Source organism: Kribbella sp. CA-245084 (assembly GCF_050942355.1).
Taxonomy (GTDB): Bacteria; Actinomycetota; Actinomycetes; order Propionibacteriales; family Kribbellaceae; genus Kribbella.
On record NZ_CP192053.1, the window covers coordinates 1,899,640 to 1,910,870 of the forward strand.

The 11,231-nt window shown below is 67.0% G+C and carries 8 protein-coding genes and 1 pseudogene; 4 read left to right on the forward strand and 5 right to left on the reverse strand.

Annotation, left to right across the window (positions count from 1 at the left end; genetic code table 11):
• Window positions 1–8: 8 nt before the first annotated feature.
• Entirely contained in the window at window positions 9–824 is an 816-nt protein-coding gene (locus ACQPYH_RS09320) for an NADPH-dependent oxidoreductase (RefSeq protein ID WP_432889061.1), read from the forward strand.
• A 33-nt stretch (window positions 825–857) separates the two neighbouring features.
• On the opposite strand, the gene ACQPYH_RS09325 is transcribed toward ACQPYH_RS09320, so the two are convergent.
• From ACQPYH_RS09325 to ACQPYH_RS09340, 4 genes are all read right to left on the reverse strand, one after another.
• Window positions 858–2,180 carry a hypothetical protein gene (locus ACQPYH_RS09325; protein WP_432889063.1) on the reverse strand — a complete coding sequence of 441 codons (1,323 nt, stop codon included), beginning with the start codon at window positions 2,178–2,180 and terminating at the stop codon, window positions 858–860.
• A 17-nt stretch (window positions 2,181–2,197) separates the two neighbouring features.
• The gene (locus ACQPYH_RS09330) at window positions 2,198–4,399 is read right to left on the reverse strand and encodes a discoidin domain-containing protein (protein WP_432889065.1); all 2,202 of its coding nucleotides are present in this window, start codon (window positions 4,397–4,399) and stop codon (window positions 2,198–2,200) included.
• A 177-nt stretch (window positions 4,400–4,576) separates the two neighbouring features.
• Window positions 4,577–5,761, reverse strand: coding sequence for an ROK family protein (locus ACQPYH_RS09335; RefSeq protein WP_432889067.1), 1,185 nt, complete (start codon window positions 5,759–5,761; stop codon window positions 4,577–4,579).
• A 43-nt stretch (window positions 5,762–5,804) separates the two neighbouring features.
• On the reverse strand, window positions 5,805–6,764 hold the full coding sequence (locus ACQPYH_RS09340) for a helix-turn-helix domain-containing protein (RefSeq protein ID WP_432889069.1): 960 nt from the start codon (window positions 6,762–6,764) through the stop codon (window positions 5,805–5,807).
• A gap of 123 nt (window positions 6,765–6,887) precedes the next feature.
• Here ACQPYH_RS09340 and ACQPYH_RS09345 point away from each other — a divergent pair, with 123 nt between their 5' ends.
• The 3 genes and pseudogenes from ACQPYH_RS09345 to ACQPYH_RS09355 all read left to right on the forward strand — a co-directional run.
• On the forward strand, window positions 6,888–7,697 hold the full coding sequence (locus tag ACQPYH_RS09345; protein WP_432889071.1) for an alpha/beta hydrolase: 810 nt from the start codon (window positions 6,888–6,890) through the stop codon (window positions 7,695–7,697).
• A 524-nt stretch (window positions 7,698–8,221) separates the two neighbouring features.
• Window positions 8,222–9,898 (forward strand): hypothetical protein, encoded by a 1,677-nt coding sequence (locus ACQPYH_RS09350; RefSeq protein ID WP_432889073.1) that lies wholly within the window; start codon window positions 8,222–8,224, stop codon window positions 9,896–9,898.
• Window positions 9,886–9,984: pseudogene (locus ACQPYH_RS09355) on the forward strand (DUF2613 family protein); the annotation flags it as partial. The gene ACQPYH_RS09350 and the pseudogene ACQPYH_RS09355, both read left to right, overlap by 13 nt.
• Here ACQPYH_RS09355 and ACQPYH_RS09360 read toward each other — a convergent pair.
• The gene (locus tag ACQPYH_RS09360) at window positions 9,938–11,122 is read right to left on the reverse strand and encodes a glycosyltransferase family 4 protein (RefSeq protein WP_432889075.1); all 1,185 of its coding nucleotides are present in this window, start codon (window positions 11,120–11,122) and stop codon (window positions 9,938–9,940) included. The pseudogene ACQPYH_RS09355 and the gene ACQPYH_RS09360 overlap by 47 nt on opposite strands.
• Window positions 11,123–11,231 lie beyond the last annotated feature (109 nt).

The window sequence follows — 11,231 nt, forward strand, 5'->3', positions numbered from 1 at the left end:
GGAGAACGATGACCACCTCGCCCTTCGGACTGAGGTACGGCGTTGAGGTGCCGTTCGAGCCGCCGGCAGCGTGGTCGGAGGTGATTGCGCGGCAGTTGGATCACCGTTCGGTGCGTAGCTATCGTCCGGACCCAGTCTCCGACGACACGCTGACGGCTCTGATCGCCGCAGCGCAATCGGCTCCGACCTCCGGCAACCTGCAGTTGTGGAGTGTCGTCGCCGTCCGCGACGACGAACGGCGTACCAGGTTGGCCGCTCTCGCCGGTGATCAGGACTTCATCGAGCAGGCACCGCTGTTCCTGGTCTGGCTGGCCGATCTGGCGCGGGCGCGCCAGGTGACGACCGAGCTTGCGTCCGGCGCCGCCGAGGGAGCCGACTTCGTCGAGGCTGCCGTGCTCGCCTTCGTCGATGTCGCCCTCGCAGCCCAGAACGCCTCACTGGCCGCCGAGTCGCTCGGCCTCGGGACGGTGTTCGTCGGGGCGATCCGAAACCGCCCGCTCGAGATCGCGACCGAGCTCGGCCTGCCGCCACACGTCTTCCCGGTCTTCGGACTGACGGTCGGCCACCCCGATCGCCTCGCCGAGACCTCGGTAAAGCCCCGCCTCCCACAGGACGCCGTCCTTCACCACGAGCAGTACGACCTCGACCTGCAGACCGCCCACGTCCAAACCTACGAGGCCGTACTCAACGCGTTCTACACCACAGCCGGCCTCCCCACAGGCTGGATCAACCGAGTCGCAAACCGCTTCGGCACAATCGCCGGCCTCAACGGCCGCGAACACCTCCGCCAAGCCCTCCACTCCCAAGGCTTCCAACTCCGCTGAACCCACCCGATCCCGGCCGGTTGACTGAATTCTTCAGTGGGCCGGTGGTGGGGTTTTGATGCTGTGGGTTTGGAGTTGGATGAGGATCAGCAGCAGCAGGGAGGCGGTCCAGGCCAAGGGCACGGTGGAGGCCGGGTTGCCGTTGCCGTCGACCAGTTCGGGGAGCTCGCCGAGGAGGTTGCGTTTGGACAGGAGCCAGTCGAGCGCCGCCTGTGCTTTGCCAGTCTCGGCGAGGCCTGCCCAGGCGAGAGCGAAGAACGAGGTGCTCGGGGTCCAGGTGACATCGCCCCAGTCGAAGTCCGGATCGTTGCCGGGGACAACGCCACCGTTGGGTCGCACAAGTGCGTGGTACGTCGTATCGAGCGCGGCGGGCAGGTCGGCCGGTGCGTCGTTGAACGGCGGCGCCATGAAGGCCGCAGCACTGTCGAACCCGTGCAGTCCATCGACGGTGCGCTGGTATCCGAGTGGCGCGAAGTGCTTGCTGATCGCGGTGGACAGGCGGTCGGCCGCGATCGTCCACCGGGCGGCATCGTCGGAGCGTCCGAGCGCGTTGGCGAGGTCGACCGCCGAGTTCAGCCCACTGAGCAGAGGCGCCGCGGTACCGATGTTCGCGGTCTCGGTGCCGAGTTCCCAGTAGTCCGGCGACGCGGGCGGCAGACCGGCGGCATCCAGCGAGCCGGCGGCATAATCGGCGGCACGTTGGATCATCGGGTACAGGCTGGAAAGCCGGGCCTGCCGGTCGTCGAGTGGAGCCGTCTGGTACCACTGCCAAGTTGCCCAGGGCACCCAACCGTTGCCGTCGAGCTGCCATTCTCGTCCGTCCGGTGGACCGGACCCGTCCAGCTTGGTCCGAGCCTCCCACGTTCCGTCGGCTCGCTGGGTAGCCGCGTTGTAGGTGAGGATCTGGTAGGCCTCTCTCGAGTGCCCGGTGTGCGCGAACGCCGCCGATACGAAGCTGGAGTCACGCGGCCACGAGTACTTCCAGATCGAGTGCCACGCCGCCGTCGAGGCGCCGTTGGGCTGTAGTAGTGCACGCATGGACAGCAGCGCGCGAGCGGCAGCATCCCGCTGGGGGCCGGGCACGCCGGGTACGGTGCCGAGCTTCAGCCAGGCGCGCGATTCGGCGATCTGCCGCAACGCGCCCGGGTCGTCCGCCTCGACGGTGACCGGCTCCGTTCGACCGGCCGGTAGATACTGCCAACGTCCGCTCGGAAGTCGCAGTACGTTGCTGTTCCGGATGTAGCTTGCGCCGTAGGCCTGAAGCGGTGTGATCGCCGTGGTCGTGGTGCCGTTGTCGAACAGACCCGCGGTTGACGCGGCGAGTACCTCCGCAGGAACGGCGTGATCGTCGTACACAGGTGTCTCCATGGGCGTCAGATGCCGCTGGCGGTGAAGTTGGTGATGTGGACGCCGCTGTTGTCCGAGTTGTAGGTCACGGTGACCCGTAGGTAGCGGGCCTGAACGTCAACCGGATAACTGTCGCCCGCGGGGGTGGCCGGCGTCGTGGTTTCCTTTGTCGCGATGGTTGTCCAGTTGGTGCCGTCGGTGCTGGCCTGGATGTTGTACTTGTAGTAGCGGGTGCCGTCCGCATAGTTGGTGACGGCAACATTGTTGAGGCTGTGGACGCCGAGCAGGTCGATCTGCCACCACTGTGGATACGGGTCTGCGCCCCAGTAGGTGTCCGGGTCACCGTCGACCGCCAGGTCTGCTGTGTTCACGCCTTGCTCGCTCTGTGCGGTAGCGGGTTTGAACTGGGCGATGTCGGTTTGCGGTGGGTTGATTCCCACCGCTGTGAGGGTGAGAAGCTGCTCGGTCTCGCTGCGGTTGCCGCCGACCGAGTTGCCTGTCTTGTTGGACCAATAGCGTGGTGGGGTGGTCTCGACCCGGCGACGGGAGTCCGCGGACAGGGCGAGCGCCAGACCGCTGTATCGGTTGACGAGCCGGTAGCTGCCGTCCGAGGTTTTGCTCTTGATGAAGAACCATTGCTGGCCCACGGCGGCCCGGTAGGGGGAGACGATCGGATTGGTTCCCCACGCCCGGCTGGTCCTGATACTGGAGTCGATGCCGAGCGCCTGGCCGGTGGCGGCGTTGATGATCCGGTAGGAGCCGTCGCCGTTGGGGACGAACGCCCAGGCCGCTAGGTTCGAAGCCTTCTGTCCGGCCACGGAAGTGGTCGACGAACTGCCTGACAGCTGGGTCAGAGCCAGGCCACCGCGGCTGCTGATCCGGTAGGTCTTCGACGGGTCCGCGGGGGACGCGGCCGGATCGCTGGATTCGATGGTGATGTTGCGGTACTCGGCGGCGTCGGACGAGCAGTTGTACTCGCAATAGTTGCGGAACGTCCTGCCCACGATGGTGCCGCTGCTGGCGTTCACACTGTCGGCGTACCAGTGGTACCAGTAGTCGCCGTACAGGGCGGAGCCGGTGTCGCCGATCTTGTGCCACTTCTGCGTCGAGAGGTCGTCGGTCGCATAGAACGGCTCCGCGTGCTTGGAGTCGTTCGGGTTGAGCGGGTTGGCCCCAGCGATGTACAGGCCGAGATAGGCGTTGTAGGTGACGCTCATGTACAGCAGCGGTGATTGGGGCGGCAGAGTTCCGGCGGCGAGCTGCTGGCTGACATAGCCGGAGTTCGTGGGCTGGTAGTCCTTGGCTGGATCGGTGTACCCGTTCGGGTTGCCGGCGTCCGCGGGGACGATGTTGCTTTCCCGGCCACCCACACCTGGCTCAGACCAGGTGCCGTTGTACCACTTCTTCCAGGTGCCTCGGGCCATCTTCCCCGAGAGCGGCGCGCGGGCTACGTGCTCGAGGCGGTGGATCGCGCCGCCGCCGCCCGGCTTGTCGATGACGGACGAGCCGTAGTAGATGTAGAAGTATCCCGACGCGGTGTCGACGAACAGGCGCTGGTCGCCGTCGCCGTACTTGTAGGTCTGGTTCGGGAACGCCGTCCGGTCCGCCCGCTTGGTGCTGTACGGCGAGGTCAGCACGTGGTCGACGATGGTCCAGGTGCGGCCCTGGTCGGTGGACCTCGCGTAGTCGATGGAGTCGTAGTGCATCCCGTCGCCGAACGGCTGCGGCGTGAATTCGTTGTGTACCAGGCCGATCCAGTTTCCGGTGTCCGGATCCACCCACATTCCCATCAGGTCGCAGTAATTCGGCTGCGCGTACGGGGATGTGGGCGGGGCGAGTGTCGACTCCACGCCGGTCGGGCTGTTGTTGCACCGCCACGTGGTGTTGTTGTTCTTGTCCACCGGATTGGCCGGGTTCGCCCAGGTGTTGAGTGTTGCGTTCGGCAACGCGTCGTCGTAGTTCGTGCCGGAGTAGAACCGCCAGTGCCGCGGGTCGTTGAGCCCGTACAGCGCCTCGGCCTGCTGGGCGTAGAACGTGCCCTCCTTGTCGATGATCGGGTACGCCGGTGTGTCACTCGTGAACGGCTGGGATTTCGCCGGGCCGACTTCGATGGAATAGGTGGTGCCGGTCGAGGACGCCGGCGATGCACTTGCCTGTGCGACCACGCCCACCGCCGTCACCCCCACTGCGCTCAGCACCGCGATCAGCGTTCGTCTGCTACGTGCCATGGGCCCGCCCGATCGTTCGTTGATTAATTGATGGCAGATAACTAAGTGAGATAAGTTAAGTGTCTTCAATATGAGTCTGTCAAGGGGTGGTACGACGTGCCGAGCCCGCTCGCGTGCAGGTCAGGTAACGACTCCCGCAGCCTCGGTACGGCCGGCGGGCGTGACTCGCAGGGGCTGTCAGTGCCCCCGGACGGCGGCCGGGATCAACGGCGCCGCACTGTCCAGCGACGCCATCCGCTGGTCCACTGTGTCCAGGGCGAGCCGCAGCGCGCCGTAGGCGACCGCGTCGTCGCCGAGCTCGGACGCCTCCAGTCGCGGCGTGTGCACGCAGCTCCCGGCCAGCAAAGTTTCCAGCCGAGGCACCAGCAGGTCGGCAGCATGGGAGAAGCTGCCGCCAAGCACCACGAGATCCGGATCGACGGTGAGAACCATCGGTGTGACACCGCGCGCGAGATCAGCGGCAAAGCGGTCCACGGCGGCGAGCGCCGCTGGGTGTGAGTCACGGGCGGCCTGGAAAATCCGCATGGCCGCGAGGTCACGATCCTCGGGGCTTTCGTTGATGGGGGCGATAGGTGCAGCGGCGAGCCGTTCGGACGCGTCGTTCCATCCCGATGCCTGCAGCATGCCGATCTCGCCGGCAGCCCCACCCGAACCGGTGTGCAGGTTCCCTCCGATGATCAGACCTGCCCCCAGTCGCATCCCGACGAGCAGGTAGATCATGTTGTCGGCGCTGCGGCCGCGCCACCGTTCGGCGAGCGCGGCGAGATTGGCATCGTTGACCACGGTCACCGGGCACGGCACTACCGCCGTCAACCTGGCTCTCGGATCGAGTCCGGTCCAGCCGGGCAGCAGGACCGAGGTGATGGTGCCGTCGGGGGCAATGACACCCGAGGTCCCCATCGTCAACGCCCACACATCGCGCGGCCGGATTCCGGCGGTCGACAATGCCGCGCGCAGCGCCTGATCCGCACTCGCGAGCCTGGCGTCCGCACTGTCCCCGGCAGAGACTTCCACCTGATGGCTCGACACGACGGTCGCGTCCAAGTCGGCAATGATCACCCGGATCTTGCGTTGTCCGACGTCCAGCCCGACCACATACCCGGCCTCAGAACGAAAGCGATACCGCCGGGCCGGGCGCCCGATCCGCTTGTCGTCGGCCTCGGCCTCTATCTCGGCCAGCCAGCCCTGCTCACCAAGCTTCTCAGCCACAACCTGCGCGGAGCGCCACGACAGCCCCGTAGCGTCAGCGACGTCCCGCAGCGGCCGCGCCCCGTTGCCCCGCAGCGCACCTAACACAGACAACTCGTTGAGCCGCCGCAACAGGGTCTGATCGGTGGCCGCCCGCGGAAACGATCCTGTCACGACAGCATTGTACGCATTTAAATACCTCAGGTAAGAATGCGCCTCACGTGGGTGGCCCATCAGGTCTCGAGCGGCGCCACTCGCTCGGGAGGACGCCGTACGCCTGGCGGAAGCGGCGGGTGAAGTGACTGGGATCCGCGAAGCCCCAGTGGGCCGCGATGGCGGCGATCGGAAGGTCGGGCGCTGAGGCGAGGTGGCGGCGGGCAGCCTCGAGACGTTCGGTGATGAGCCACTGTTCGAAGCTGAGGTCGTGGCCGGCGAAGAGTTTGTAGAGATACCGGAGCGAGATGAAGTGCTCCGACGCCACCCGGGCCGGTGTCAGGTGCGGGTCGGCGAGATGCTGGCGCACGTACCAAGTGATGCGCGAGAGAAGGACGTCGGCCATTGCCGGCCGGTGATGGCTGTCGTCGTCCGCAGCCGAGGTGAGCAGTGCGCGGACCAACTGAGACGTAGCGGCCCCGAGCATGGGTGCGGATCGCGTGGGGTGCAGTGCGTCACTGACGCGCGGCAATGCGCTCAGGTGGTGGAGGACGAGCTCGTACATCGGACTGCTGGGCAACCGCGCCGCCGCAGCTCGCACAGTCTCGACACTCAGCCCCAGCTCGTTGTAGTCGATCTGGAACGCCAGGGATGCACCATGACCGCTCCACGCGAACTCGTACGGCGAAGTCAGATCAACGAGCATCAATTCACCGGTGTGAACCCGCTGCTGGTGCCCGGCCTGATCGAACGCACCGACCCCGGTCACCTGCACCGCGAGCGCCAACCGCTCCGGCGCTCCGATCCGCACGTGCTTGGTCGTGCGAACCAGCCGGATCCCCGAGCCCTCGTTGCGAAACAGGTCCGGTACGCCGAGCTGCCAGAAGTCCATCCGGGCATGGACGGCGCCGCTCCGATCCTCGTGTTCGACGCGTGCGGGCACGCTCGCGGACATCATCGCGGAGTAGAACGCCTCGGCACGATCGTGGGGCGGAAGATCGGCGGTATCGAGGATGAGCGCCATGGCCGGCCCCTCCCAAAGGCTGTGCACCGGCAGCCCTGAACCGTGCAGTCAGATCCTATGTCGGCCGACTTTCCGCTGGCTACGTTTGCGGCCACGGTGCCTGACCTGGAGGGGTTTCTGATCATGGCTGCTCCCGACACGATCGTTCTGGTGCACGGCTTCTGGATGACACCGCGAAGCTGGGAGCACTGGGTGACGCACTACGAGCAACGCGGTTTCCGCGTACTCGCGCCGGGCTACCCGGGGTTCGAGGTGGAGGTGGAGTCGCTGAACGCCGACCCGACCCCGATCCTCAAGCTGACCGTCCCGCAGATCATCGCCCACCTCGAGACCGTGATCCGCGAGTTGCCGGCGCCGCCGATCATCATCGGGCACTCCGCCGGCGGCGCGTTCACGCAGATCCTGCTCGACCACGGTTGCGGCGCGGTCGGGGTGGCGATGAACTCGGCGCCGACCGAGGGCGTTCGCGTCGTACCGCTGTCGCAGCTGAAGTCGACGTTCCCGGTGCTGAAGAGCCCGGCGAACCGGCACAAGGCGATCCCGTTGTCGTTCGACGAGTTCAAGTACGCGTTCACGAACACCTTCACCGACGAGGAGTCACGGGAGTTGTACGAGCGGTACGCGATCCCGGCGAGCGGCGGGATCCTGTGGGGCGGCGTGCTCGCGAACTTCCAGCCCGGTCACCAGGACACCTGGGTCGACTATCACAACGACAACCGGGTGCCGCTGCTCTTCGTCTCCGGCTCGGAGGACCACATCATGCCGCCGGAGGTCCAACACTCGAACGCGAAGCACTACAAGTCGGACACCGTGACCGAGGTCAAGTTGTACGACGGTTACGCCCACCTCCTACCCGCCCAAGCCGGCTGGGAAAAGATCGCCGACGAGGTCCTCGACTGGTCCCTGACCCACGCGAAGCCGACCACGCCATAACGGCTGTCCGGATCACCCATGTCGGCGGTCCGACCACGCTGATCGAGGTCGCGGGTTGGCGTCTGCTCACGGACCCGACCTTCGACCCGCCCGGCCGTCCGATGGCCGATGGTCGCGCTCGGCACGGCGTTTCTCTACCGGAACTGGCCCACCGGGATACGGATCACCCGGGACGAACTGCGGAAGCCCGGTTTCCCAGCACCCGACGCGCCAGGTTCTTCCCCAACGCGATCGGCCGACCCCTCCGGACGTTCCTCACCCCGGAAGAGAGCCTCACCTGGATCGTCCCGACCCGGCACCCGGGGCACCTGCGGGAAGCCGTCACCTCGTGGTCCGAGGCGCGCTAGTCGATCGCCCTGTGGTGGCGCAACGCAACCGCTGGAGGGTTCCGAATGTTGTAAGTTCCTCTCACACATCCCAGTGCCGGACCCGTCAATGGTCGTGACTGTCGCACGGCAACGGTCTTGAACCGACGCTCGGGTGCTGTGGCGCGGAGGAAACGGGGACTGTTGTTGTCCGATCACATGAGGCGCATCGTGCCGATGGTCTGGCCGTTGGTGCTCACGGCAGTGATCACAGGTCCGCTGCTGGCGCCGGGTTTTGTCGTCAGTTACGACATGGTGTTCGTGCCAGACCTGCCGGTGCGGCTGGATCTGTTCGGAGTTTCGGCGGCGATGCCGCGGGCGGTGCCGTCGGATGTCGTGGTTGCCGTGCTCGACGAGCTCGGTGGTGGCCAGGTGCTCAACAAGGCGGTCCTGGTCGCGATCCCGTTGCTGGCCGGGCTGGGGGTGACCGTGCTGTGGCGGGAGCTCCGGCGTGGTGGCCGGCTGGCTGGAGCCGCGGCCGCGACGCTGTACGTCTGGAATCCCTTTGTGGCCGAGCGTCTGCGGCTCGGCGCGTGGGCGCTACTTCTCGGGTACGCCGCTCTGCCTTGGCTGGTCCGGGGTGCGATCAGGCTGCGTCAGGGACGGGGGTGGTCCGGCTTCGTCCTTGCCGCGGCGTTGTGTGCGCTGACGGCGTCGGGTGGTGTGGTGGGCCTGCTCGTGAGCGGTGTAGTGCTGCTTTGGCGACCAGGCGCCTCCAGCCGATGGCCAGTGGGAGTAGCCCTACTGCTGAACGCACCCTGGCTGGTGGCAGGCATCACGCACTCCGGCCTTGCGACCGACGGCGCCTCGGTGCCTGCGTTCGCAGCTCGTGACGAGGGCTACGGCGGTACGCTCCCGACGCTGCTCACGCTGGGCGGGGTGTGGAATGCGGACGTCGTTCCGGGCAGCCGCGGCGAACCGCTCGGGCTCGTCCTCGCCTTCGCGATGCTGCTGATGTCGCTGGCCGGCGTGCAGCTGTGGTGGCGGAGAGATCGCTTCGCCGGTGCGTTGGTGGTACCTGCGGTTGTGGCGCTGCTCATTGCCCTGGCCGGAGTCGTCGTACCGGGTCTGTTCGCACAGGTGGTCCAGCACGTCCCGGGCGCCGGCCTGTTTCGTGATGGTCAGCGCTACCTGGCGCCGCTGGCGTTGCTCGAGTCGCTCGGCTTCGGTGTCGCTGCCGCCTGGCTGCAGGCGCAGGTCAAACCAAAGCTCGTCGTCGGCCTCACCGCAGCACTGCTTCCGGTTGCTGCCCTACCTGCGTTGGCCGGTGGTGCGGGACTGCACCTGTCGCACTACCCGGGCGACTGGCCGCAGGCGAAACAGGCGTTGACCGGTCGCTTCATCCCGTGGCCCTTCGAGGCCTACCGTGCCCCCTCCTGGAACGGCCACCGCGCGGTGCTCGACCCGATGCCGCGGTACTTCGGTGCGCAGCCGTCGATCGTGCCGGACGAACTGATCGTCTCCGGCCGCCGGCTCGGTGGCGAGGACCCGCAGGCAGCAGACATCGCGAACGCTCTGAGGAACGGGGCCGACCCGGCGCCGGTGCTGTTGCGGAACGGCGTGGGTTGGATCGTCGTCGACCGCGAGGCCGGCGGCCCAGCGCCCGACACCATGATCCGGGGACTCACGAAACGGTTCGAAGGCCCGACGATCGCGGTCTACCAGGTTGCCGGTACGCCGGCGCCCGAGCGGCTTCCGATCTGGCGAACGGTGACCGTTCTGGTGGCCTGGGGGATCGCCGTGCTGACCTTGCTCCCGGCCCTGGCGTCGGTGGGACAGCGTTGTTACTCTTCGGTTCACTTGATCGGGAGGGGACGCTTTTCATGGGATCGCTGATCGGTGCGGCCATCGCCGTGCTCGCTGGACTCGCAGTGGCTACGACGACCGTTGTCGGGGTGGTTCAGTCGGTGAAGGACGACCCGGCGCCGCCGCAGGGTCAGACCCAGGGGCAGGCCGACGTCCCGATCGTGAACTACGGCTCGAAGTAGGCGCCAGCAGTCCGTCGAACGCCCGAGCGGCTGCGGGCCAGGTGAACCGGCCCGCATCCGCCAAGGCCCCTGCTGACAAGCGCCGGCGCAGCGGGGCGTTCGCCAGCAACGAGGTGATGGTCGCCGCGAACTCGGAAGGGCTGTCCACCAGCACGCCGGTGACCCCGTCGTGTACGGACTCGGTCGGTCCGCCGGCACTGCGGTAGGCAACGGTCGGTACGCCGTGCCCGGCCGCCTCACCGACGACGAGACCCCAGCCCTCCTTCAGGCTCGGCAACGCGAGCACCCAGGCCTCGTCGTACGCCGCGTGCTTGTCGGCCTCGCTGACCTGTCCGCGGAACTCGACAGCCTCGGTCAGCCCGCGCGTCTCGACGTACGCCCGTAGTGAGTCCTCCCACCACCCGGAGCCGACGACGATCAGCCGTGTCTCTGGCAATGTCTCGCGAGCCACCGCGATCGCGTCCACCGCGTGCTCAAGCTGCTTGTGCGGAACGATCCTGCCGACGCACACCACCGTCGGCATGGCGGCTTGCGCGCGCTGCCGCGCCGGTGCCGGGTCGGCTCCGTTATGCACAACGGTGATGTTGCCGACGCCGAGGCCGGCCAGCTCATCGCGAGAAGCCGAAGATACTGTCACGTAAGGACAATCGGCGTACAACGTTGGTGCGACCCGCGATTCCAGCCACCAGCCGAGCCGGCCCTGCCAGCCCGGGTAGACGACCTGCCACTGTTCGCGGTGAACGTGGTGCACGAGGACGACGACGGCCCGCCGGACCAACCGGGTGAAGAACGGCAGCCCGTTCTGGACGTCGACAACGCGGTCCGGCCGGTGCAGCCAGGTGTACAGCAGGCCGTGCAAGTACACGGTCACCTTCGTGCCGCGATACACGTACCGAACCTCGCCGCGGCGGGCTTCTCGCGGACTTCCAGGGTACGCCGCGCACAGCACGGTCACTGTCCAGCCCAGCATCGCAAGGCCACCCGCTACCTCTTCGACGTAGCGTTCCGAGCCACCGCCTTCCGGGTTCGTCGTGTCACGCCAGTTCAGCAACAGCACGCTGTGCGGACGCACCTGATCAGCCCCACCCTCTGGTCACCTCCCCCGAGGTATGGGCGCGGACGTTACCAAGGAGTAACGATCTCCACCAGACCTCAGAAGTTCCGTTAATGTCCGTCTGTGC